The sequence below is a fragment of the Leclercia sp. AS011 genome, assembly GCF_037152535.1.
Lineage (GTDB): Bacteria > Pseudomonadota > Gammaproteobacteria > Enterobacterales > Enterobacteriaceae > Enterobacter.
Map to the genome: position 1 here is coordinate 2578374 of NZ_JBBCMA010000001.1, position 23845 is coordinate 2602218.

Below are 23845 nucleotides of genomic sequence, written 5' to 3' on the forward strand. Positions count from 1 at the left end.
GTGTTAAGCCAGGTACCTGACCGACGTCCATGATGCTCGCACTTATCACCCTCGCTCATAACAGCATTCACGATTTAAGAATAATCCCGCTCACATCGCCGTCTATGCTTAACGTTTAAAAATCAGACGACACAGTCGCACCCTCTTTTATTTTCCATCCCCTTTCAACACCGGAGGCCTGGCATGAGCAACCAAGGCGAATATCCTGAAGACGATCAGTCACACGACTTCAGCCTGTCCCGACGGGATCTGATCAAAGTCAGCGCCGCAGCAGCGGCAACCGCGGCGGTTTACCCTTGTGGCGCACTGGCCGAGGGCGAGCCCGCCGTTACACCTCCGCCGGAGATCCTGCCCCTGACGCTACGCGTCAACGGCAAAAGTCAGCAACTTGAGGTCGATACACGCACCACCCTGCTGGATGCGCTGCGCGAGAATTTACAGCTGACCGGCACCAAAAAAGGCTGCGACCACGGACAGTGCGGAGCCTGTACCGTGCTGGTGGATGGCCGCCGGATCAACGCCTGCCTGACGCTGGCGATCATGCATCAGGATGCTGAGATCACCACCATCGAAGGGCTGGGTACGCCTGACCATCTGCACCCCATGCAGGCGGCCTTTATCAAACACGATGGCTTCCAGTGCGGGTACTGCACATCGGGGCAAATCTGCTCCTCTGTCGCGGTACTGAAAGAGATCGAGGCGGGCATTCCCAGCCACGTTACGCTCGATCTGGTCTCTCCGCCGGAAATGACGGCGGATGAAATCCGCGAGCGCATGAGCGGCAACATCTGTCGCTGCGGCGCATACGCCAACATTCTGGACGCCATCGAAGAGGCCGCAGGGGAGCTTAAATCATGAAAGCCTTTACTTACGAACGGGTAAAAACCCCGGCCGAGGCCGCCGCCAGCGCCAGGAATAACAGCGGGGCAAAATTTATTGCCGGTGGCACCAACCTGCTCGATCTGATGAAGCTGGAGATTGAGACCCCCACCCATCTGATCGACGTCAACGGGCTTGGTCTGGACAAGATTGTCGCTACCGACGCGGGCGGTCTGCGCATCGGTGCCCTGGTGCGTAACACCGACCTGGCCGCGGATGAGCGCGTGCGCCGTGACTATGCCGTGCTTTCCCGGGCGCTGCTTGCCGGGGCTTCCGGCCAGCTGCGCAACCAGGCCACCACGGCAGGGAATCTGCTGCAACGTACGCGCTGTCCCTATTTTTACGACACCAACCAGCCCTGCAATAAGCGCCTTCCCGGCAGCGGCTGCGCGGCGCTTGAGGGTTTTAGCCGTCAGCACGCGGTCGTGGGTGGCAGCGAGGCTTGTATCGCCACGCATCCCGGCGATATGCCTGTCGCCATGCGGCTGCTGGATGCGGTGGTAGAAACCATTTCCGCCGACGGCAAGGCGCGCAACATCCCGCTGGCCGACTTTTATCGCGCCCCGGGGAAAACGCCCCATCTTGAAACCGTCCTGACGCAAGGGGAGCTGATCACCGCCGTCACCCTGCCGCCGCCCGTCGGTGGGCAGCATATCTACCGTAAAGTCCGCGATCGCGCCTCCTACGCCTTTGCGCTGGTCTCCGTCGCGGCGATTGTCCAGCCCGACGGCAGCGGACGCGTGGCGCTGGGCGGCGTGGCCCATAAACCCTGGCGGGTTGAGCAGGCCGATGCCCGGCTCCCTCAGGGCGCACAGGCCGTCTATGACGCGCTGTTTGCGGATGCTCACCCGACGTCTGAGAACGCCTTCAAACTAACCCTGGCGAAGCGAACGCTTGCCTCCGTGCTGACAGAAGCGAGGGCTGTGGTATGAAATTCGATAAACCAGCAGGCGAAAACCCGATCGACCGCTTAAAGGTGGTCGGTCAGCCCCGGGATCGTATCGACGGCCCGTTAAAAACCACCGGCATGGCGCACTACGCCTATGAGTGGCATGACATTGCGCCCAACGCGGCCTATGGCTATGTCGTCGGCTCGGCAATTGCCAGGGGGGAAATCACCACCCTCGACACCCAGGCCGCAAAAAACGCGCCGGGGGTGTTAACAGTGATCACCGCCAGTAACGCGGGGGCGCTCGGCAAAGGCGAGAGAAACACCGCCACGCTGCTGGGCGGCCCGAAGATAGAGCACTACCATCAGGCCGTGGCGCTGGTGGTGGCAGAGACCTTTGAGCAGGCCCGGGCGGCGTCGTCGCTGGTTCAGGTTCAGTATCGTCGTGAAAAAGGATCCTACTCGCTGGCGGATGAAAAACCCGCCGTCAGCCAGCCTCCCGAGGATACGCCGGATAAAAACACCGGCGATTTCGACGCCGCCTTTTCTGCCGCCGCGGTGAAGCTGGATGCGACCTATACGACCCCCGACCAGAGCCATATGGCGATGGAGCCGCACGCCTCGATGGCCGCCTGGGAGGGCGACAAGGTGACCCTCTGGACTTCGAACCAGATGGTGGCCTGGTGCCGTACCGATCTGGCGGAAACCCTGAAGATACCCCAGGAGAATGTGCGCGTTATCTCGCCGTATATCGGCGGTGGCTTTGGCGGCAAGCTGTTCCTGCGCAGCGATGCCCTGCTGGCCGCGCTGGCCGCCCGCGCCATCAGGCGCCCGGTTAAGGTGATGCTGTCGCGCCCGACGATCCCCAATAACACCACTCACCGCCCGGCCACCGTTCAACATATCCGCATCGGGACGGACAGCGCCGGGAAAATTACCGCCATCGCGCATGACAGCTGGTCCGGCAACCTGCCTGGCGGCACGCCGGAGACCGCGGTTCAGCAGACCGAACTGCTTTACGCGGGTGCCAATCGTCATACCGGCCTGCGGCTGGCGAAACTGGATCTGCCCGAAGGCAACGCCATGCGCGCGCCCGGCGAAGCGCCGGGTCTGATGGCGCTGGAGATTGCCATCGACGAACTGGCGGAAAAAGCGGGCATCGATCCGGTTGAATTTCGCATTCTCAATGACACCCAGGTCGATCCCGCCGATCCCAGCCGGCCTTTCTCACGCCGTCAGCTTATCGAGTGCCTGCGTACCGGGGCTAAAGAGTTCGGCTGGCAACAGCGCAACCCTACGCCCGGCCAGGTTCGCGACGGGCGCTGGCTGGTGGGCATCGGCATGGCGGCCGGTTTTCGCAATAACCTGTTAGATAAATCCGCCGCCCGGGTGCATCTCGACGCGGCGGGCAACGTGACGGTCGAAACCGACATGACCGACATCGGCACCGGGAGCTACACCATCATTGCCCAGACGGCGGCGGAGATGCTGGGCGTCCCGCTGGAAAAGGTGACGGTCCGCCTTGGGGATTCGAACTTCCCGGTCTCCGCCGGTTCTGGCGGGCAATGGGGGGCGAACACCTCCACCTCGGGGGTGTATGCCGCCTGCGTGAAGCTGCGCGAAACCATCGCCACCACCCTGGGTTTTGATCCCAACCAGGCGCAGTTCAGCGACGGCAAGATCGCTAATGACACCCGCAGCGCGGACATTGCCGAAGCCGCTGCCAACGGCACCCTGACCGCCGAAGAGGGTATCGAGTTTGGCGATCTCGATAAGCAGTATCAGCAGTCGACCTTTGCCGGACATTTTATCGAGGTGGGCGTGGACAGCGCCACCGGGGAAGTGCGGGTGCGCCGGATGCTGGCGGTGTGCGCGGCCGGACGCATTCTTAACCCAAAAACCGCCCGCAGCCAGGTGATTGGCGCGATGACCATGGGGCTGGGCGCGGCGCTGATGGAAGAGCTGGCGGTGGATACCCGGCTGGGCTATTTCGTTAACCACGATATGGCGGGGTATGAAGTGCCGGTCCATGCCGATATCCCCGAGCAGAGGGTGATATTCCTCGATGATACCGACCCTATCTCCTCGCCGATGAAAGCCAAAGGCGTGGGGGAGCTGGGCCTGTGCGGCGTGGGCGCGGCCATTGCCAATGCGGTCTATAACGCCACGGGGGTGCGCGTGCGCGACTATCCCATCACCCTGGATAAGCTGCTCAACGCCCTGCCGGACGTGGTTTAAGGAGGAACGATGTCCCAACTTTTTAATCTGGCGGACGATCTGCGCCGGACGCCGGAACGGGCGTTTCTCACCGACGACAGCCGGGAGATATTGCGCTTCGCGGTGGAGACCCTGATGTCCGGCCAGGCGGCGGCGCTGGTAATGCTGACGGAGATCCGCGGCGGCGCGGCGCGATCCCTCGGGGCGCAGATGGTGGTGCGTGAGGATGGTCAGTACTGTGGCTTTGTCTCCGGGGGCTGCGTCGAAGCGGCGGCGGCCTTTGAGGCGCTGGAGGTCATCGCCACAGGCGCGGATCGCGAGGTGCGTTATGGTCAGGGCTCGCCCTGGTTTGACATTGTCCTCCCCTGCGGGGGCGGAATCACCCTGTCGATTCATAAGCTGCGTTCGGCGCAGCCGCTGCTGGCGGTGTTGAACCGCCTTGAGCAGCGCTTGCCTGCCGGATTGCGCTACACGCCAGAGACGCAGACGCTCAACTGCCTGTCGGAAGTCATACCATCCGGCTGGTACAACGGCGGTTTTCAGACCGGGTTCCAGCCCTGCGTGCGGGTGCTGATCCATGGCGGTTCCATCGAAGCCCAGGCGACGGCAGAGCTTGCAGCCGCAGCCGGGTATGACATCTGTCACTTCGATCCCTGCTCTGTACAGATTGATGCCGACACGGCGGTGATCCTGCTGTGGCACGACCTTCACCGGGAGCTGCCCGTTCTGCAGGCCGCCCGCGACGCGAAGCCGTTTTACATCGGCGCGCTGGGCAGCCAGCGAACCCACATGCAGCGGCGGAAAAAGCTCAGCGAGCTGGGCTGGCGGGAGGAAGAGATCGACCGGATTAAAGCCCCGATCGGTATCTTCCCGAAAGCCAGGGATGCGCGCACTCTGGCCCTGTCGGTTCTGGCAGACGTGGCCGCCGCACGCCTGCGTCAGGACGACCGTTAATGTCCCCGCCGGTGGTGATTATTCTCGCCGCCGGACGCGGCGAACGCTTTCTCGCCTCGGGGGGGAAAACCCATAAGCTTGAGGTGCTGTTAGGCGGGAAAACCGTGCTGGCGCATGTGATTCAGGCGGTTGAAACCGCGGGTCTGGCGTGGCATCTGGTTCGCCCCGAGGGCGGTACGCGGGGCATGGGGGAGTCGATTTCGCTGGGGGTAAAGGCGACTTCTGCGGCGTCCGGATGGTTGATTCTGCCGGGCGATCTGCCGCTGATCCAGCCCGCCTCTTTGCTGAGGGTTGCTGAAGGGCTTGGCGAGAATGGGGTTGTGGTGCCTCACTATCAGCAACAGGCGGGGCATCCGGTGGGGTTCCGGCGGGAATATGGCGAGGCGCTGCTGGGGTTGGCTGGGGATAGAGGGGCCAGGGAGATTGTGATGGGCGCACGACGACGGGGGGATGTGGGGGATATTTGGTTATCCGATCCTGGGGTTGTGTTTGATGTTGATACGGTAGGGGATTTAAGGACAGCGCAGGAAATACGGTACGTAACCTCCGTCTTTCCTGACTGAAACTGTTTTAACTACTTTTATCCAGGGTAGTAGAATTCAATTCTTATCCCGCTGGGTTCATAACACATCATATGCATCGACGGCCCTTCTCTGATAAAGATTGGCTCAAATTCAATTTCAATCTGATTTGCCTTTAATACATCGAGAAGCCGGAACAGTTCCTCCTGATTTTCGACGCGCAAAGCCAGGTGATGGAGTCCAATATTCGTTTTACGATCAAACTTAACGGGCTCATCGGTTTGTGTTTTCCAGAGCGTTATCGTCAGGGCACTATCTCTTACGAAGATAGCGGGATAATCTTCGCGTCGTTTAACTTCTTCCCAACCCAATATTTTAGTAAAGAACTCAGCGCTTTCTTCGAGTTTAGATACGGCTAAGCCAATATGTTGCGCACCATGAGTCACTGACATTGTCTTGATCTCCTGCTCTAACCGGAAAGCGCGTTAATTTGACTGGCGGACATGCCGTTCGAGAAAATTACGTACGTCGACACCTATCTCTTTAGCATGCGTTTCCAGGGCGAAGTGGCCGGTGTCATAAAAGTGTATTTCAGCTTCAGGCAGATCACGTTTCCAGGCTTCTGCTCCCGCCGCCATGAAAAACGGATCGTTTTTTCCCCATACGGCTAATAACGGAGGCTGATACTGGCGAAAATATTGTTGAAACAGAGGATACATCTTCACGTTCGAGGCGTAATCCAGTAACAGGTCCAGCTGAATCTCTGCATTACCCGGCCGTAATACCTGCATCCCTTCAAGTGAATAGCCATCAGGTGAAACCAGACTCTGATCGGTAACGCCTTCCAGATACTGCCATTTGATTGAAGCTGGCGTCGGAAATTCACTCAACGCACGTCGGTTTTCAGATGTGGGGTCGGCCCAGTATTTCTGTATAGGTGCCCAGGCCTCTCCCAGCCCCTCTTCGTAGGCATTGCCATTCTGGGAAATAAGGGCTGTCACGCGCTGCGGATGGGCTAACGCCAGACGCCAGCCGACAGGCGCCCCGTAGTCGTGGACCATCAGAGCATAGCTATCGAGATTGAGCGCTTCGGTAAACTGCTCAATGGTCTTAGCAAGCTGGTCAAAGGTATACGCATATTCACCACGTGCTGGCGCCTCGGTAAAACCAAAGGCTGGCAAGTCTGGCGCAATGAGATGATACCGCCCGGCCAACTGGGCAATAAGATCACGGAACATAAAAGATGAGCCCGCGAAGCCGTGAAGCATCAGCAATACAGGTGCTGTCGGATCGCCAGCTTCACGGTAGAAAACATTAACATCGCCTGACTGTTGATAGCGGTAATGGATCTGTGTAGCTGGCAAAGCAGATGCGTTATCTGTAGTGGAAGTGGTCATGATAAACCCTCTGTAACCGTTAAATTCACAATTTGAAGGTTACACGCGAATTTGGTAACCTGTCAAAATGATTTTATGAGTTACGGATAATTATGGAATTCAAACAACCTCCCTCTCAGCCACTCTTCCTTGCCGATAACCTCGCACTGGATTTCATTAACAGTGAATATGGGACAGGTGATGAGCGGCATGATTGTTTTGAAGACAATCTCAGCGTCATCGACTGGCTGGAAACGGCGGGCCTTGTGCCGAAAGGCACTGAAGCACCCGCTGACTTACTGGTTGAAGCCCGTCAGCTGCGCGATGCCGCCAGAACTGTGGTCCACGCCGCGATGAAATCCGATGCGGCTAACCTGACGGTCATCAACAAGCTGCTGCAAGCTGGACGTCCTGAGATCGGGCTGCAATGGGATGAAAATACGCAGCGATACTGTATTGATATCTGTTCCGACGTGCATAGCTCCGCAGGCCTGCTCTGGCCCGTGGCGGATGCACTGGTGAAACTGGTCACGGACGAAAAGTTTGAATACGTGAGACAGTGTGAAGCACATAACTGTATTTTACTTTTCCATGATTTGAGCAAATCGCATCGCCGCCGCTGGTGCAGTATGGCAACGTGCGGTAATCGCATGAAAGTAGCGGCATACCGAAACAGAAAGGGTTCATAGCAATTCTGGTCGCCTGGTGTTTGTCAGACGACGCGTCCAGGCTGACCCTATCCCTCTCCTTAACCCATCTGGTCAAAAAGAGTGTCAACGCGCACTTGACCGAGGAGAACGATCGTTCTACCATTAACCCATGAACAAAAATACGTCTGATACCCGAGAAAAAATTCTCGCTACCGCTGAACAGCTCATTTACCAGAACGGTATTCATGCCACCGGTATGGATCTTCTTGTAAAGACTTCAGGTGTGGCGCGCAAAAGTATTTATCGCTATTTCGCCAATAAAGACGAAGTGGCGGCAGCAGCGCTGAACGCACGGGATGTACGCTGGATGGAATGGTTCAGGACTGAGTGCAACAAAGCGGATACGCCGCAGGAACGCATCCTGAATATGTTCACCGTGCTCAAAGGATGGTTTGAGTCAGAGGGCTACCGCGGGTGCGCATTTATTAATACTGCGGGGGAAGTGGGCGACAGTGCCGATCCCGTTCGCCAAATCGCCAGACTGCATAAACAAAAAATACTGGATTATGCGCTTGAACTTACCGGACAGCTGAATATTGAGCACTCCTCAGCACTGGCAAGGCAGTTGCTGTTATTGATTGAAGGTGCCATCACCATGTCACGTGTTATGGGCGATTACAGTGCCGCAGATGATGCCAAAGATATTGCTCAGCTGTTACTGAAACAGGTCTCATAACAGAGACCTGAATATCAGGAATGAAATATTTATTAAAATATCCAGTACTACTGGAGGCTTTGACCTATATGTGATTAATTTAATTCCACACTTCGCCATGGAATATTAACACCCCGCATCTATTTTTATTATCGTTAATTCATACATAACGATAGATATCGTATTCATTTTTTCCTCCGCATTATCTCCACCACTAATCCATACTTCAAAAAAAATCTTATAAATCAGCATCTTAAAACCTCTATCGAGAGGTTTTTTATTTTTTAAGTATTTTCATAAAGACTATCTTGACGATGTAGAACGATCGTTCTACCATCAATTCATAGATACGACGCCCCCTCTGAAAATGAATGTCAGTGCTAATGGACAATGCTGAATCAGCATGGATACCAAAGACGCTAAATAACAGGAGAGGAATTTATGTCTGAGTTTCATCAAGCAGGATCATACCGATCCCCCCAAATTTACAGGAGTCTTTACCATGTCTGATGCACAAATTCGTCCACCGCTTCCGCCGTTTACGCTTGAATCAGCGATTGAAAAAGTAAGGCTTGCTGAAGACGGCTGGAACAGCCGCGACGCTGAAAAGGTCTCTCTGGCCTATTCTCTGGATACCAAATGGCGTAACCGCGCAGAATTTGTGAATAATCGCGAAGAGGCCAAAGGATTTCTTGAGCGCAAATGGAAAAAGGAACTTGAGTACCGTCTTATTAAAGAATTGTGGGCATTTGGGGGCAACCGCATTGCGGTCCGATATGCCTACGAGTGGCGCGATGATTCAGGTAACTGGTTCCGTTCTTACGGCAACGAGAATTGGGAATTCGGCGAGGATGGTCTGATGCAACGTCGTTTCGCGTGTATTAATGATATGCCCATCAAGGAAAGCGAGCGCAAGTACCACTGGCCGCTGGGGCGTCGTCCGGACGATCATCCGGGGTTATCGGAGCTGGGCCTGTAACGTTCCGGTTTAATCCGTAAAGCCCGGCTACCAGCCTGGTCGGGCGCTTATTTATTCCTCTACCGATATGATTTTCAAAATTTAACTATTGCCCTGGGCTTATAAAGTAGTGATAAGCCTGACGGTTCGCTCATATAAAAAGCACGCAAAATAATGGCATGCATTACTCATCAGGTGACACTATGAATATCAAGTCCGCGTTATTGTCTGTCGCAATGGCTGCAGTTTCAGCCAACAGCTTTGCTGATACAACTACCCCAGAACGTCATGTTCAAGAATTCCTGAATGCGCTGAACGGTAGCGGAGGGAAGCCCATTGAGCAATTGTCTCCCCAGGCAGCACGTCAGGTCTTGATCGATGCGCAGAAAGGGGGAGCACTGCCTGCGGCCGACGTCAGTGAAAAAACGATTACTGTTAATGGGCAAAAAATAACGCTGAATATTGTGAAGCCTCATAACGCGACAGGCATCCTGCCAGTATTTATGTTCTTCCACGGTGGTGGCTGGATCCTTGGCGATTTCCCGACACATGAGCGTCTGGTTCGTGATCTGGTTAATGCGTCCGAAGCGGCGGCCGTTTTCGTAAACTATACGCCATCGCCGGAAGCGCATTTCCCTATTGCAATTAATCAGGCATACGCAGCAACCCGATGGGTAGCCGAGAACGGAAGTGAAATAGGCGTTGATGGCAAACGTCTGGCGCTGGTGGGTAACAGCGTCGGCGGTAATATGGTCGCGGCCGTAGCGCTTCAGGCTAAACAACATAAAACACCTGCCATTCGCTATGACGTCATGCTCTGGCCTGTAACTGACGCGAATTTTCATACTGATTCTTATAATCAGTATGAAAACGGGTATTTTCTGACGCGCAACATGATGAAGTGGTTCTGGGACGCCTACACCCCAAATGAGAGCGACAGAAATAACATTCTTGCCTCTCCGCTACGCGCAACAACAGAGCAGTTGCAGAGGCTGCCACCCACGCTGATTCAGACTGCTGAACTTGATGTGCTGCGCGATGAAGGCGAGGCTTTCGGTCGCAAACTTGACGCTGCTGGTGTCGACGTGACGGTTACGCGTTACAACGGATTAATTCATGATTATGGTCTGCTGAACGCGCTGAGTGACGTTCCTGCCGTGCGGACTGCTATTAGTCAGGCAGGATATCAGTTGAAAGAACATTTGAAATAACGACAAGGCGACCAGCGGGGCTTACCGGCTGGTCATTCTCTGCACGTTTTCTCGATGCAGGATGATTGTGGGGTGGAATACTAACAGATCTAGAGTGTCAGGCATTTCAGTGAGTTTGAGTAGACGCCCTTTTGCAGCAACAGTAATGGTGCAGCCTGAAAGCATTCGCAGATACTATTGTGCATTACGTATCCACTCGAATTTTGATGTCTCATCTCTCCTGCATGATCGCTGCATTCTGTTTTGCAGTGTCGACTCTGCGCTCAAACTCTTCGCTCGTAATGTTTTCATAACAACAGTCCGCCTCATCCTTACGATAACGGTTGCAACCATAGAAAACGCCTCCGTCTTTGTTCTTACGCTTAACCATGGTGCCGAGACCGCAGCGCCGACAGACGATTTCAATCTCCTGACATTCTGGATTCGCGCATACCCTTTGCATGCCATTGTGCATCACCATCGGTGAGCTGCATTGCTTGCAGGAACTGGCCATATAATCACAGGCGGGTGAGTGAGAGCAGACATAGAATTTCTTATCATAGCGGCTCACTTTGCCCGTTAAGGAGCCGGACTCACAATCTGGACAACTCCATTGACCGACTTCAAGAGAATCACTTTTCGTAATGAGCTGTTTACCCATTTTTGCAATTTCCTCAACGAAAGCTGAGGTATTCTGGCTATCAAAGATCATAAACACATAGTGTCGGGCACGGGTAACGGCGACATAAAATAACCGACGCTCTTCGGCAAACAGGTATGGCTCTTGCTCCGGGAGAAGAAGGTCTATCAACTCATCATTTTCTTTGGCTGATGGAAAACTCCCCTTTTCGAGCCCCAGCAGGAGCACGTAATTTGCTTCCAGGCCTTTACTGGCATGCGCCGTCTGGTATTGAATATCCAGTAGTGGAAATTCGGCCATTAGCGCCTTTAGATCCAACCCCTTAAGATCCCTCATATTTTCCAGACGATAACGACCAATCAGCATAACGGGTGCGCGACGGGTACTGTTGAGCCTCACTTCCCGGCTATGGCAACGAGCAAGCGCTCTCCTGATTTGCTGACGATAAGCCTCAGCTTTTCTTTGGTTGCGCTCGGCAATGTGGATATTAGCGATTTGTTCCTGAATATCGAGCAGTTGGACTGCCGCATGTTCCACCTGGGTATGCGTCGTGATCTCTTTCTTCAACTGCGCCGGATTTCGAGTAACAAAGGTAGAACTAAGCTCATGTATGCGATTGTTAAAGCGATAACTTTTGTCCAGAGGTAGCATTTTTGCAGGCGAAAACTGATGATCAAAACGGGTAAAAAAACGAAGGTCTGAGCCATTGAAACGATAAATGGCCTGCCAGTCATCCCCTACTGCAAACAGCCGCATATTATCCCGGGTTGCCAGTAATGCCTTTAACAACTTCCCTCGCCCACCCGAAAGGTCCTGAAACTCATCAACCAGAACATAGTCATAACGATGATGAAATTGCCCTTCCTCAAGTGCAGTTGTTGCTTCCGCGATCATATCGCTGAAGTCCATTTCTTGTTGCTCTTTGAGATGGGCTTCATAAGCATCATAGACGGGTTTAAACAACGCGATAAATGCCTGGGTGCGCCCCATATCTATACGTTGAGGTGACGTCAGCAGTTCTGAAAATGAAAATTGCCCTTCCTTGAAAAGGCTAAGGAAACGGAGCATCAAATCGATAAAGCCTTGCCACGGCGATGAACCCGAGCTTTTAAGCTCATCCAGGAGTGTGTCTGTGTCACGTAAATGCTGCGGCTCCTTCACCCGATTAAGTAAATCGAGGATATTTTCTTCCAGCGTTCCTTCACTCAACTGGTAGCTGTATAACTCTTCCAGTCGGGTTTTGTGCTGTTGATGCAGTTTCCGCTTCCAGGCTAATCCTTCAAGATATGCGGCCTGATCGACAAAGGGGGCCGTTCTCATCTCTCGATCTACGCCAAGGTATTCAATATAGGTCTTACTGACCGGCAAGTAGAAGTCAGGCTTATACTGGCGGCGTTCTATGGTTGCTGTATTAACCTCATAATTTGCTTCATAAGCAAAGGGGACTGAATACAAATAGAGATAGTTGGCAACCCGTAATTCACCGACACTTTTAACCCATTGCCCGGTCAGGGTAATCAGGCGGCAGCTTTGGAGAAACTCATGATATTCTTCAATGGCATTGAAATCATATTCACAACGGCCAGGTGTACTGTAACAAACAAAATATTTAACTAGTTGGGTTTTATAATCATCGCTGAGACTTATTTCTGCTTCTAAAGTCGCTTCAATAAATTGTCGTAACTCATTATTTTGTTCAGCAAAACGCGTAAGTGAACGTTTGACGCCAACACTTTGAGCGACAATACGATTGCCGAACGCATGGAAGGTAGTCGCTTTTAATTTATCCCCACTTTCCGGCAGTCGCTCAGCAATACGTTCAGCCATTTCCCGCGCGGCCTTGTTACCAAAGGCCAGCATTAAGATATTTTCAGGCTGAGCTAAACCCGCCTTCAACAGATATCCAGCCTTACCAATTAGTGTCGACGTTTTTCCCGTCCCGGCACCTGCAACAACTAAAGTATGATCTTCATTCGTGACACAAGCTTTACGCTGAGGGGAACTCAGGGGCTGTGATTCGATGTTATCAAAAAAGATTTGATACGAAGATACTAACTGCGGGACGACCCGTTCGTTAAAGTGATGTCGTCCCGCTTCAGAAACATCGTCCATTGATAACTTCAGGGCCAGCTGCGCAATGGGGTTATCGCTTTCTTGCGCAATAAAATCGGCATCAATATCAAGATCATAAAGACGCTTTTTAACCAAAGTGAGCTGTGACAAAGCGCGCCACTCCCACGAAGAGAAATAGTGATCGCCTTTCTGATAGCGTCTGACAACCTCAAGTAGATCCCGCCACTCAGCGCTATGCTGAAAAATATCCAGCGCTGCACGTTGAATCTTTTGAATAAGTGTTTCGAGCTGCTGAACATTGAAACCATTAAGCCGATAGGTTTCACCGTCTGTCCCAATAGACACATTAGAATACAGCCAACTGCGTCTGACCTTAATATTTCTAATCGCATCGATCGACAGTTGCACGCTCACATTTTGGTGCCTGAATGCCAGCAGGCCTGAAGACAGAGTTATTTTATTCGAGCGTCGGCGAATAAGTCCCCACAAATCATACAGTGGATGCGTACTGAGGTTCTGTTCACTTTGCAACTGTGAGGTCAATTTGTTCATTCTTGATGGAAAAATCGAAAATGGAGAAGTTTTAAAATAACTGAATCAAGGAGCATTCAGTACCGCCGTTGAGTCCTGGCAATGAAGTTCTCGCATGCTTAATCAGAACTATTTTCACTCTTCAGGTACAACGGAGGGCGATACTCTGCCCTCGCTATCAGCAGTTGGACGTCGCTATGACGTCCAGCTGTTCGACACCACTTCCGCCTGCTTCAAAATCAGCTCTACGGCACCCGCTGTTTTATCCGGCGGATACTTGTACTTACGCAGGGTCTGGCGCACCAGAATACGCAGCCGCGCACGCACGCTTTCACGTACCTGCCAGTCGACGGTGGTAGATTTCCGCAGCTGTCGTGTGACCTCAATAGCCAGCTTTCTTAGCGTTTCATCGCCCAGTTCACGCACCGCGCTTTCGTTTTCCACCAGCGCATCGTAGAAAGCGATTTCGTCCTGGTTTAAGCCCAGCGCATCATCGCGCTCCATCGCCTCCTGGAACGCTTTCGCCATCTGGATCAACTCTTCAATCACCTGTGCGGTTTCAATCGCCCGGTTATTGTATTTGAGCAGCACGGCTTTCAGGCGGTCGGAGTATTTCTTCTGCTGCACTATGTTATTTCCGGAGCGAGCATGAATACCGTCATTAAGCAGTTTTTCCAGCAGTTCCACCGCCAGGTTGCGTTGCGGCATTTCCCGCACTTCTTCCAGGAACTCATCGGACAGCAACCCTATGTTTGGCTTATCCAACCCGGCCAGAGCAAAAACATCCTCAACGCCTGTAGCGACAACCGCGTTATCGAGGATCTTGCTCAGCAGCGAGTTCTTTTCTGACTGGCTAAATTTTGCCTTTGGATCAAGTTTGATAAGCCCCACTCTGACCGCCGAAAGGAACGCGAACTCCTCCTGTAAGGGTTCAGCTTCATCAAGGGTGTTACAGAGCGACCAGGCTTTACTCATCGCCAGTGAAACGTCGAGATAACGCTTTTTACCGTCATCCAGACCCAGAATGTAGTTAACGGCATCGCGCAAGAACGCTAATGGATCGCGAGAAAAGCCTTCGTAGCTAAAGCCGGGTTTTCCTGCTGACGGCGCAAACATCCCGTGAATGACATCGATTTTTTCCAACAGAATGGCAAAAGCTTCCCGCGCATCGACGGTAGTCTGCCCTTTCCCTTTCGAATCCGTGTAGGTTTTTAGCGCCTGCTTCAGTTCGTTGGCGATACCAATGTAATCCACCACCAGCCCGCCGGGTTTATCGCGGAACACGCGGTTAACGCGCGCAATAGCCTGCATCAGGTTATGACCGCGCATCGGCTTGTCGATATACATGGTGTGGCAGCACGGCGCATCAAACCCGGTCAGCCACATATCACGGACAATCACCAGCTTCAGCGGATCGTTCAAATCCTTAAAGCGGGCTTCAAGACGCTTTTTAGTCTGCTTGTTGTAGATGTGCGGCTGAAGATGGTCTTTGTCTGATGCTGAGCCGGTCATAATGACTTTGATCGCGCCTTGTTCAACATCCGTGCTGTGCCAGTCCGGACGGATCTCTGTGATGGCGTTGTAGAGCTTCACACAGATATCACGGCTCATGGCCACAATCATCGCCTTGCCGTTCATGGCCGCATTGCGTGTTTCAAAGTGCTGAACCAGATCGGCGGCAACCTGTTTGATACGCGGCTCTGAACCCACCAGCTTTTCCAGACGACTCCAGTCACCTTTGGTTTTCTCCTGCTGACCCGTCTCTTCATCTTCCACCAGCTCATCCACCTTGTCGGAGAGCGTTTCCAGCTCCTCATGATTCAGGTCGAGTTTTGCCAGCCGGGATTCGTAGTAAATCGGTACCGTTGCGCCATCATCAACCGCATCCTGAATATCGTAGATAGAGACGTAATCGCCGAATACGGCACGGGTATCTTTATCTTCAGACGCAATCGGCGTACCGGTAAAGCCCATAAACGACGCATTCGGCAGCGCATCGCGCATGTGTTTGGCGTAGCCGTATTTGTAGACCCCGGTTTCGCGGTCCAGCGTGGCGCTCAGGCCATACTGGCTGCGGTGCGCTTCATCGGAAATCACCACGATGTTGGTGCGCAGGTTGAGGGCCGGATGGCTCTGCTCGCTGTCCAGCGGCGCAAACTTTTGCACGGTGGTAAAGATGATGCCGCCGGATTCGCGGGCATTAAGCAGCTCACGCAGCTCGTCGCGGTCGTTGGCCTGTAAAGGCGTTTGCTTCAGTAAATCTTGCGCCTGACAAAAGGTTGCATAGAGTTGCCCGTCCAGATCGTTACGATCCGTCACCACCACGATGGTCGGGTTGTTCATCTCCGCCTGTTGCAATAGCTTTCCGGCGTAGCAGCACATAGAGATACTTTTGCCGGATCCCTGTGTATGCCACACCACACCCGCTTTTTTACTGCCGGGAGTAATGTTACTGCGCAGCGGCAGATGTTTGCCGGTAGACGCCACAATCGTCGCCGCGACAGCTTCACGCACCGCGTGGAACTGGTGATAGGCGGCAATCTTTTTGATGAGGCGTTTGCCGTCATTTTCGAACAACACAAAGTAACGAATGTAATCGAGCAGAAGCGCACGGTTAAAGAAGCCCTTCACGACCGTTTGCAACTGCCAGTCAAACTGTGGCTTATCGTCTTCGTTAGCCACAGTTTTCCACGGTAGAAAACGCTCTTCGTCAGCAGTGAGCGAGCCAATACGCGCATTTTGCCCATCGCTCACCACCAGCGCTTCGTTGCAGATAAACAGGTCGCTGAGTTCGTTTTTATAGGTCTGGAGCTGGTTAAACGCAGCCCAGATATCGGCATTGGCATCAATCGGGCTTTTCAGCTCAATCACCGCCACCGGCAGGCCGTTGATATAACCAATGATATCCGGACGACGGACCTGTTTTATCCCCTGAATAGCGACCTGATTCACGACCATAAAGCGGTTATTGCCGGGATGGTTAAAATCCATCAGCAGCGCTTTATCGTGAACCGTCTTGTCTTCACGCTTGTACTCAACGGGGACGCCGTCAAGCAGCAGATGGTGAAAGGCCTTATTGCTGACGACCAGATCCGGGCTTTCGGGGCGGGTAATACGCAGTATCACCTCTTCCAGCACGGAAACAGGGAGATGGGGATTGATGGTTTTCAGCTGCTCCAGCATCACCGGGCGCAGAAACACATCATGGAATGATTCACGCAGCGGGTTGTCGCCGTCCGGCGCGATATCCGGCCCGTGCAGCACTTCCCAGTCCTGTTCAGCAAACCATTTCAGGCATTGCTGCTCTAAATCGTCTTCGCTCAGCATCAGGCTTCCTCTGTCTCAGGTTCTTCCGTCTCTTCCGGCGCATTAGAAATATCTTTAAGCGCCATATTCAGTGGGGCGATAAAGGGATCGAGCGCTTTTTCAAACGCCGTCAGGTTAACCAGCAGCCAGTCGATCATTGCTGGCCAGTTGCTCTCGTCGAGGCTGGTGGCGGGCGTGGCGAAAGAGATTCGGCACGATTTTTTGCCTGGAAGCGGCTCCCATTTCAGCGCCTGACCAAAGGTATTTTCAATCGCCTCTTTATGCTCATAGAGCCAGTTAAACGCAAAGGTGTTGCTCTCCGCCGAGGATTTGGCAATCCACAGTTCAACGCGACTCTCTTTTTTACTGAAAATTAGATTCCAAGAAACGGCGCTGATACCGGAACCCGCGCTGATCCAATGGTCGGTCGACGGGCTGATATTGTTGTACAACGTGCAGGAGCTGGCTTTAAGACGCTCAAGGGTTTTGGTCCAGAAGGCTTTGCGGATCATCAGGATAGCTTTAACTCCACCGCTGGTGGATTGCTCTTCGGCTTCCTTCTGCGCCATGCCGATCATGAAGGATTCGGCTTCCGGCGTCGGGATCACCTGGCGAATATCAACGAACACATCGTCGTTGAATTTATACGGCTTAACCTTAAAGCACTGCACCCGCAGACCAAACTGCATCAGCCACAGTGCGGTATTGGTCACTTCTTTGCGGAAGCTGGCTGCCACCATCATCACTCGCTGCGTGCGGCTCTGGTTGATTTGCACTTCATCCAGGCTTTCACACTCCAGAAACTCGGCCATCACTTCCGCCGCCGGGCGAGTCTCTTCCGGTTCGTATTTATCGAGATAGAGCTGGAAGATGTCGAGGATCTGTTCTTTGCGCAGGTTGGCGCAGTAGCCGGCATATTTCAGCGCTTGCCACACCACATCGCGCCCGGAGTCATCGAGCTTGTTTTCGATGATCACCAGGTTGCGTTGTTTATCGATCGCCAGCAGGTCAAGGCGCTCTTTGGTGTCGTCAAAACCGGCGAACTCTTTCTGGATGATCAGCAGTTCATCATCGTTATCGCGGGTCAACGCCTGAGGGTTCTTCGCCAGCCACTCCTGCAGGTGATAGCGCTCGGTATAACCAAGGCTGCTGAACGACACCTCTTGCAGAGAGTGCAGGCTGTTGGTCGGCGTATCGACTTTATACATTTTCCGCCTCGCTTACCGCCTGCTCGGCTTCCGGCAGGGTGATTTCGCCGGAGAGGAGTTTGGGGAGAAGGGTGTCGCGGAGTTGGGTTAACTTTATATTCTCAGAAGAGTGCATTAATTTAACAAAAGGCAGCGTTGCTTTGTAAAACAACTTTAAAATTTCGGATTGCGCAACAGCAACCATCTCATTTTCTAAAAACACTTTTGTCTGAAAATTACTAATCCCAGTACTTTGATTTTGATATAACCATGTTTTCCCATCTTGATAAATCTTCTCAAGATGAAGGCCCAAAACCATGCCTAACTCCTTACTTTTTGGACGGAAAAGTCGGCAAAAACTTGCAGGCTCCACAGGTAGTGATAGTCGCTTAAGAATCTCATCAGTAACATAGATAGAACGGCCTGTGGGTTGAGTCGGGCTGCCTCCTGATACTTCAATAACAATATCACCAGCATTTAGACTACGTGTTTTTAATTTTTTCTCTTCTACATAACGAAAAGGAACATTGCTATCTTGGCAAGACTTTATATTAGGAATATCTGTTCCTCGAATAATACGCACTGGCATTTTATGCTTATCATCAGATTCATCTTTACCCCAGTCTCCCCCGATTGTATGAGATAAAAGCTCTCCAAAAGGTTGGAATTTCCACCCTTCCGGCCCCCCCCCTAACTCACTCTCCTGCATTGCAGACGGAAACAGTTCTGCCGTGGCTTTTATCTCGGCATATTGCTCAGGGTGTTCATGCTCAAATACCGTCAGCGCATCAGCATCTTTCCCGGAAATCGCCGTCATGGCGGCAAGCGTCGCGTCTTCCTGCGAACCACCCGCTTCCAGCGCTGCCATTTTGGCTTTTACCGGTTCAAAATCGACAAACCAGCTTTTGAACAGGGCTTGCGCCATTTGTTCCAGGGTTTGGTTGATTACTTGATTAAGTTCTATTTTTTCATCTAACTCCCCGAGAATTTTCGCTATTTTCGATTGTTCATTTAATGTTGGCAAAGGTAATTCGATAGCTTTAAGGGAAGACAATGGTTGGCCAATCCCAGGCGTACCAACTTGAGATGAATTTTTGAGTAACTCATGTCGCCCCTGATTACTTTTAAAGAAATAATATATATATTTGGGACATGCTTTATGGGGGTCACATGTTAGCTTCATGAGGCTGCTTGAAAGAACGTATCTTTTATCATGTTCTACAATACCGACTTCCCCTATTGAACCCCTATGAGGAAATACTAAATCATTTTTATATACATTGCATGATGCTAGTTCATCTGCTTTATCTATGGTTATGTATACAAATTCATTTATAAAATTAGGTGTCGGACCTAGATTCGTCCCCCGAATAACCGGAATACCAGATTCAACATAGCAATCACTTTTCATTCTTGACCCAAAAGGGCCAATCGTGATTGCATTTTTTAAATCAGCTTTAATGTCATCTATTAGTACAACAGGCCATTTAGAACTCATAACCTAACTCCCCCAGATTCGCCTTAATCTGTTCTTCCAGCTTCGCGCTCTCTTCCAGCTGATCTTTGAGCTGCGCCGTCAGTCGCGCCATCTTCTCGGCAAACGGTTCATCGTCTTCATCCTGCTCTGCGGCACCGACATAGCGCCCAGGGGTCAGCACAAAGTCGTTTTTCTGAATATCTTCCAGCGTTGCGGAGAAGCAGAATCCTGCTTCGTCTTAGTAGTCTTTATCCGCCTGCCAGGCGTGGAAGGTATCGGCGATTTTGGCAATATCTTCGCGGCTAAAATCACGCAGTACGCGGTCTTTCATAAAGCCAATCTGGCGGGCATCGATAAATAGCACTTCGCCTTTGCGGTGCGCTTTGCCGTTGCCGCCGGTTTTGTCTTTAGTCAGGAACCAGATACAGGCCGGGATTTGGGTGTTGGTAAACAGCTGACCTGGCAGCGCCACCATGCACTCCACCAGATCGGCCTCGATCAGGTTGCGACGGATCTCGCCTTCGTTGTTGGTATTGGAGCTCATAGAGCCGTTAGCCAGCAGCAGCGCCATCGAGCCTTTCGGGGCCAGGTGGTGGATCATGTGCTGCATCCACGCGAAGTTGGCATTGCCCTGCGGCGGGGTGCCGTACTTCCAGCGCACGTCGTTTTCCAGCTTCGCGCTCCACCACTCCTTCATGTTGAACGGCGGGTTAGCCATCACGAAGTCTGCACGCAGATCCGGATGCTGGTCGTCCAGCAGGGTATCGGCGTTTTTACTGCCGAAGTTAAAGTCGATGCCACGGATCGCCATGTTCATCGCCGCCAGTTTCCAGGTGGTCGGGTTGGACTCCTGACCGTAAACGGAGATTTTCTGCTTCTGCTCGGCGGCGTTGTACTGCTTCTCGCCCGCGTGCTCTTCAATAAAGCGGTCGCTGGAAACAAAGAACCCGCCCGAGCCCATCGCCGGATCGTACACACGGCCGTTATACGGCTGTAAGCATTCGACAATCAGGGTAACGATGCTTTTTGGCGTGTAATACTGGCCGCCCTGCTTACCTTCTGCCAGCGCGAACTGGCCGAGGAAGTACTCGTAAACGTGGCCGAGAATATCTTTGCTCTTTAAGTTGAGCTTCTCGCCGTTATATTCCGGATTGCTGAAGTTGGCATCCGAGAAAGTATTAATCAGCCCGGTTAGCACCTCGTTACCCAACTGATATTGGCTGATGCGGTTCAGAATACCTTTCAGCTTCGGGTTGGTTTTTTCGATTTCATCTAAGGCATTGTCCACCAGCCAGGAGACGGAGCGCAGCTTGACGTCATTCCCGGTGGCTTCATCCACCCACAGCACCGTGCCGGTTGGCAGCATGGCTTTGTTTTTCAGCGTGTCCCAGCGCGCGGCTTTTGGCACCCAGAAGATGTTCTTTTCGGTGTAGTAATCTTCCACTTCCAGTTCATCAACAATCGCCTGCGCATACTCTTCATCAGAGTCGTAACCGTCACGCGACATGGCGTAGATGTTGTCCGGGTTGCCAACATCGCGGAACAGAGTAATGAGCTCCTGCTGACGGGCCTCAAAGGCATCGGATACATACTTCAGGAAGATAAGCCCCAGCACCACGTGCTTGTAGTTGGCGGCATCCATATTGGCGCGCAGCTTGTCGGCGGCCTTCCAGAATTTGTTATCCAGCTCGTTCAGGAACTGTTGTTCGGCGTTGTTCATAAAAATCCTCGAGGCAGATCGCAGCGAAAACGCAACGATGCCATATTGCAAATACGATTTTGGAATGCAGTTCGCAAAATGATACCCGGAACAGGAACGATTACAAACGACACAACGTAAAGAAGTTTGCATTTGAGAGGTGAATAATAGGAAACTAAACCGCCGTTTCGTATGCAACATCAGTGCTCTCGCCCAATACGCAGTTCATCCCCAGGGCAACAACACCCGTTCTGCAGCATCGAAACGATAAATTTGAAAAGTGTTGAAAGTGTGTAGCCGCGCGTCGATTTTGATTAAAGGTAATCAAAATGTTGTCGATGGTTATTCTGTGTGTGTATTTAATATAAAACAGGTAAAACTATGTCCTGGCTTAATTCCGTCTTACTGGCGCTAACCTCTGTGCAGCCTTATATGGTGCCAGCAACCGTTATCGGCCTTGTCAGTTTTGCATTTCTCTGTTTTATTCTTTTTTACCTGATCAGATCTATTAACATTGTTAATAGATTAAAAAAATATACACATTCAATTAATAGTATTGAAAAGAACGAGCCTGAAGATCAACTTCAGCACTTACAAAATTTGTTTGTGCAGCCGGAACTGAAACACGCCTGGAATGAGTTTGCTGAATCCCTGCACCCCCAGCACGAACTGGTCGGCAGCGAAGAGAAGATTGTCAAAATTCGCGCGACAGCACCCAGCGCTAGCTACTTTTCAGAGCAGCAACTTGTAGACATTCCACTCAACACCGAATTCTTCAAGCATCTCCCCGGCATTCTGACCGGTGTGGGGATTATCGGTACGTTCTATGGGTTGATGATTGGCCTGAACCACTTTGACCCCAGCACGCCGGAGCAGGTCGCCAGCAGCGTCAATAATCTGCTGCACGATGTGCTGTACGCTTTCCTTGGTTCTGCGGTTGCTATTTTTGCATCCATCGTCGTCACATGGCTGGAGAAATTTTCTCTGGCGAAGTGCTATAAGTATCTGGAAAAGTTTACCGCTTCCATCGACAAGCTATATGTCAGCGGCGTGGGTGAGGAGTATCTCGCCTCACTGGTGAAATCCAGCAACGAAAGCGCCACTCAGGCGCGCCACCTGAAAGAGAGCCTGGTCACCGATCTTCGCGACATGCTGCTGCATCTCGCCGAAAGCCAGAAAGTTGAAAATGAACGCCTCGCGAATACATTGAGCAACACCTATCGCGAATCAGGCGCGCAGTTTGCCGACCAGGTGAGCGGCGCAATTGAAAATAGCCTGAAGTCACCGCTGGATAAAATTGCGGGTGCAGTTCAGACCGCCAGCGGCGATCAAAGCGGCATGGTACAAAACATGCTGCAGGATGTGCTGACCGCGTTTATGGCGAAGCTCGATACCACCTTTGGCCAGCAGTTTACCAATCTCAACGAAATGATGGGGCAAACCGTCGGGGCGATCCAGACGATGCAAAGCGGGTTCTCCGCTCTGCTGCAGGATATGCGTCAGGTCAGCGACGATTCCCGCCAGGGCAGCGCACAGTTAATTGAACAGCTGCTCTCAGAAATGAAATCGGGCCAACAGGCCATGCAGGCTGGCATGAATGACATGCTTACCAGCTTACAGTCCTCTGTCGCCAAAATCGGTGCTGAAGGCGAAGGTGCCGGTGAACGTATGGCGCGCCAGCTTGAGAAAATGTTTGCCGACAGCGAGGCGCGGGAAAAAGCCCAGGCAGAACATATGTCCGCCTTTATTGAAGCCATTCAGAATTCAGTGCAGCAGGGCCAAAGTGCCACGATGGAAAAAATGGCGGCCTCTGTCGAAGCACTCGGGGATCAGTTGGGCAGTCTGTTTGGTCAGATTGACAATGGTCAGCAACAGATATCAGCGAACCAGCAGGCTAATCAGCAGTCCCTGCACGAACAGACGCAGCGAGTGATGAGTGAAGTAGACGATCAGATCAAACAGCTGATTGAAACCGTTGCCAGCCAGCATCAGGGCACTACCGATACCCTTAACAAACTCGCAGAACAGACCAATCGCCAGATTCAGGATATGCAAAACGGCGCGGACAAAATGCGTATTGCCGCCGAACGTTTTGAACATGCAGGCGATAAAGTGTCGGAAGCGAATCACCTTACGGCTGACGTGTTGAATAAAGCGCAATCGGCGGGTTCATCGCTTTCGCTTGCCACCAGCGAACTCTCTTCGGTAGTAGCCGATTACAGAAACAATCGGGAAGCCGTCAGCAAATCCATTGCCATGCTGGAGTTGCTCGCCGCAAATACCCAGTCTGAACAAACCACCCGCAGCCAGTTCATCACCGATCTCAAACAGCACGGTGAACGCTTGCAGAGCTATAACCGCGAAGCGCAGACCTTCATGGAGAATGTCAGTGACGTGCTCGGAAAAGGGTTTGAAGATTTCGCAGGGGGAGTATCCAGAAGCCTGGACCAAACACTTGGCAAGTTGGACAAAGAGCTGGCTAATGCCACCGCTCTATTAGGGGGTTCTGTCGAGCAGATCGCAGATAGCGTCAGCGAGCTTGATGATGTTCTGTCACGTGTTCGTGCTTAAGGAGTGACCGCT

The 23845-nt window shown here is 52.4% G+C and carries 16 protein-coding genes and 1 pseudogene; 10 read left to right on the forward strand and 7 right to left on the reverse strand.

From position 1 onward, the window contains the following. Positions 1 to 183: 183 nt before the first annotated feature. The 5 genes from paoA to WFO70_RS12250 are packed head-to-tail and all read left to right on the forward strand — an operon-like array spanning position 184 to position 5502. Complete coding sequence (gene paoA / locus WFO70_RS12230; protein WP_337016445.1) at positions 184 to 858, forward strand: aldehyde dehydrogenase iron-sulfur subunit PaoA; 675 nt, start codon at positions 184 to 186, stop codon at positions 856 to 858. After that, positions 855 to 1811 carry an FAD binding domain-containing protein gene (locus WFO70_RS12235; protein WP_337016447.1) on the forward strand — a complete coding sequence of 319 codons (957 nt, stop codon included), beginning with the start codon at positions 855 to 857 and terminating at the stop codon, positions 1809 to 1811. The genes paoA and WFO70_RS12235 overlap by 4 nt, the downstream gene beginning before the upstream one ends. Further along, a complete protein-coding gene (gene paoC, locus WFO70_RS12240; RefSeq protein WP_337016449.1) occupies positions 1808 to 4006 on the forward strand; it encodes an aldehyde oxidoreductase molybdenum-binding subunit PaoC in 2199 nt (732 codons plus the stop codon). The genes WFO70_RS12235 and paoC overlap by 4 nt, the downstream gene beginning before the upstream one ends. Before the next feature lie 9 nt (positions 4007 to 4015). Then, positions 4016 to 4939, forward strand: a complete 924-nt coding sequence (locus WFO70_RS12245; RefSeq protein WP_337016451.1) for an XdhC family protein — start codon at positions 4016 to 4018, stop codon at positions 4937 to 4939. Further along, positions 4939 to 5502, forward strand: a complete 564-nt coding sequence (locus WFO70_RS12250; protein ID WP_337016453.1) for a nucleotidyltransferase family protein — start codon at positions 4939 to 4941, stop codon at positions 5500 to 5502. The genes WFO70_RS12245 and WFO70_RS12250 overlap by 1 nt, the downstream gene beginning before the upstream one ends. 17 nt (positions 5503 to 5519) lie before the next feature. Here WFO70_RS12250 and WFO70_RS12255 read toward each other — a convergent pair whose 3' ends face one another. Next, complete coding sequence (locus WFO70_RS12255) at positions 5520 to 5912, reverse strand: VOC family protein (RefSeq protein ID WP_337016455.1); 393 nt, start codon at positions 5910 to 5912, stop codon at positions 5520 to 5522. Between the two features lie 33 nt (positions 5913 to 5945). Continuing rightward, positions 5946 to 6857, reverse strand: coding sequence for an alpha/beta fold hydrolase (locus tag WFO70_RS12260; protein ID WP_337016457.1), 912 nt, complete (start codon positions 6855 to 6857; stop codon positions 5946 to 5948). 92 nt (positions 6858 to 6949) lie between these two features. Here WFO70_RS12260 and WFO70_RS12265 point away from each other — a divergent pair, with 92 nt between their 5' ends. The 4 genes from WFO70_RS12265 to WFO70_RS12280 all read left to right on the forward strand — a co-directional run bounded on the left by WFO70_RS12265 (position 6950) and on the right by WFO70_RS12280 (position 10370). Further along, the gene (locus WFO70_RS12265) at positions 6950 to 7525 is read left to right on the forward strand and encodes a CGNR zinc finger domain-containing protein (RefSeq protein ID WP_337016459.1); all 576 of its coding nucleotides are present in this window, start codon (positions 6950 to 6952) and stop codon (positions 7523 to 7525) included. Positions 7526 to 7655: 130 nt separating this feature from the next. After that, positions 7656 to 8222 (forward strand): TetR/AcrR family transcriptional regulator, encoded by a 567-nt coding sequence (locus WFO70_RS12270; protein ID WP_337016461.1) that lies wholly within the window; start codon positions 7656 to 7658, stop codon positions 8220 to 8222. 481 nt (positions 8223 to 8703) lie between these two features. Beyond that, on the forward strand, positions 8704 to 9180 hold the full coding sequence (locus WFO70_RS12275) for a nuclear transport factor 2 family protein (RefSeq protein WP_337016463.1): 477 nt from the start codon (positions 8704 to 8706) through the stop codon (positions 9178 to 9180). A gap of 215 nt (positions 9181 to 9395) precedes the next feature. Then, entirely contained in the window at positions 9396 to 10370 is a 975-nt protein-coding gene (locus WFO70_RS12280) for an alpha/beta hydrolase (protein ID WP_442913375.1), read from the forward strand. 211 nt (positions 10371 to 10581) lie between these two features. Here the strand turns inward: WFO70_RS12280 and WFO70_RS12285 are convergent, their stop codons facing one another. The 5 genes and pseudogenes from WFO70_RS12285 to WFO70_RS12305 all read right to left on the reverse strand — a co-directional run bounded on the left by WFO70_RS12285 (position 10582) and on the right by WFO70_RS12305 (position 21283). Then, entirely contained in the window at positions 10582 to 13476 is a 2895-nt protein-coding gene (locus tag WFO70_RS12285) for a UvrD-helicase domain-containing protein (protein ID WP_337016467.1), read from the reverse strand. 312 nt (positions 13477 to 13788) lie between these two features. Beyond that, positions 13789 to 16920 carry a type I restriction endonuclease subunit R gene (locus WFO70_RS12290; RefSeq protein ID WP_337016469.1) on the reverse strand — a complete coding sequence of 1044 codons (3132 nt, stop codon included), beginning with the start codon at positions 16918 to 16920 and terminating at the stop codon, positions 13789 to 13791. Further along, positions 16920 to 18107 carry a DUF4268 domain-containing protein gene (locus WFO70_RS12295; protein ID WP_337016472.1) on the reverse strand — a complete coding sequence of 396 codons (1188 nt, stop codon included), beginning with the start codon at positions 18105 to 18107 and terminating at the stop codon, positions 16920 to 16922. The genes WFO70_RS12290 and WFO70_RS12295 overlap by 1 nt, the downstream gene beginning before the upstream one ends. Beyond that, entirely contained in the window at positions 18100 to 19584 is a 1485-nt protein-coding gene (locus WFO70_RS12300) for a restriction endonuclease subunit S (protein ID WP_337016474.1), read from the reverse strand. The genes WFO70_RS12295 and WFO70_RS12300 overlap by 8 nt, the downstream gene beginning before the upstream one ends. Continuing rightward, a pseudogene (locus tag WFO70_RS12305) lies at positions 19574 to 21283 on the reverse strand (class I SAM-dependent DNA methyltransferase). Before WFO70_RS12305 ends, WFO70_RS12300 begins: the two are co-directional and overlap by 11 nt. Before the next feature lie 360 nt (positions 21284 to 21643). On the opposite strand from WFO70_RS12305, the gene zorA1 reads away from it, so the two are divergent. Beyond that, positions 21644 to 23833 (forward strand): type I Zorya anti-phage system protein ZorA1, encoded by a 2190-nt coding sequence (gene zorA1 / locus WFO70_RS12310; protein ID WP_337016476.1) that lies wholly within the window; start codon positions 21644 to 21646, stop codon positions 23831 to 23833. The last annotated feature ends 12 nt before the right edge of the window (positions 23834 to 23845 follow it).

Excerpts from the sequence above, each read along its gene's own strand:
- paoA (WP_337016445.1), top strand. The coding sequence starts at position 184 with ATGAGCAACCAAGGCGAATATCCTGAAGACGATCAGTCACACGACTTC.
- WFO70_RS12235 (WP_337016447.1), top strand. The coding sequence starts at position 855 with ATGAAAGCCTTTACTTACGAACGGGTAAAAACCCCGGCCGAGGCCGCC.
- paoC (WP_337016449.1), top strand. The coding sequence starts at position 1,808 with ATGAAATTCGATAAACCAGCAGGCGAAAACCCGATCGACCGCTTAAAG.
- WFO70_RS12245 (WP_337016451.1), top strand. The coding sequence starts at position 4,016 with ATGTCCCAACTTTTTAATCTGGCGGACGATCTGCGCCGGACGCCGGAA.
- WFO70_RS12250 (WP_337016453.1), top strand. The coding sequence starts at position 4,939 with ATGTCCCCGCCGGTGGTGATTATTCTCGCCGCCGGACGCGGCGAACGC.
- WFO70_RS12255 (WP_337016455.1), bottom strand. The coding sequence starts at position 5,912 with ATGTCAGTGACTCATGGTGCGCAACATATTGGCTTAGCCGTATCTAAA.
- WFO70_RS12260 (WP_337016457.1), bottom strand. The coding sequence starts at position 6,857 with ATGACCACTTCCACTACAGATAACGCATCTGCTTTGCCAGCTACACAG.
- WFO70_RS12265 (WP_337016459.1), top strand. The coding sequence starts at position 6,950 with ATGGAATTCAAACAACCTCCCTCTCAGCCACTCTTCCTTGCCGATAAC.
- WFO70_RS12270 (WP_337016461.1), top strand. The coding sequence starts at position 7,656 with ATGAACAAAAATACGTCTGATACCCGAGAAAAAATTCTCGCTACCGCT.
- WFO70_RS12275 (WP_337016463.1), top strand. The coding sequence starts at position 8,704 with ATGTCTGATGCACAAATTCGTCCACCGCTTCCGCCGTTTACGCTTGAA.
- WFO70_RS12280 (WP_442913375.1), top strand. The coding sequence starts at position 9,396 with ATGGCTGCAGTTTCAGCCAACAGCTTTGCTGATACAACTACCCCAGAA.
- WFO70_RS12290 (WP_337016469.1), bottom strand. The coding sequence starts at position 16,920 with ATGCTGAGCGAAGACGATTTAGAGCAGCAATGCCTGAAATGGTTTGCT.
- WFO70_RS12295 (WP_337016472.1), bottom strand. The coding sequence starts at position 18,107 with ATGTATAAAGTCGATACGCCGACCAACAGCCTGCACTCTCTGCAAGAG.
- WFO70_RS12300 (WP_337016474.1), bottom strand. The coding sequence starts at position 19,584 with ATGAGTTCTAAATGGCCTGTTGTACTAATAGATGACATTAAAGCTGAT.
- zorA1 (WP_337016476.1), top strand. The coding sequence starts at position 21,644 with ATGTCCTGGCTTAATTCCGTCTTACTGGCGCTAACCTCTGTGCAGCCT.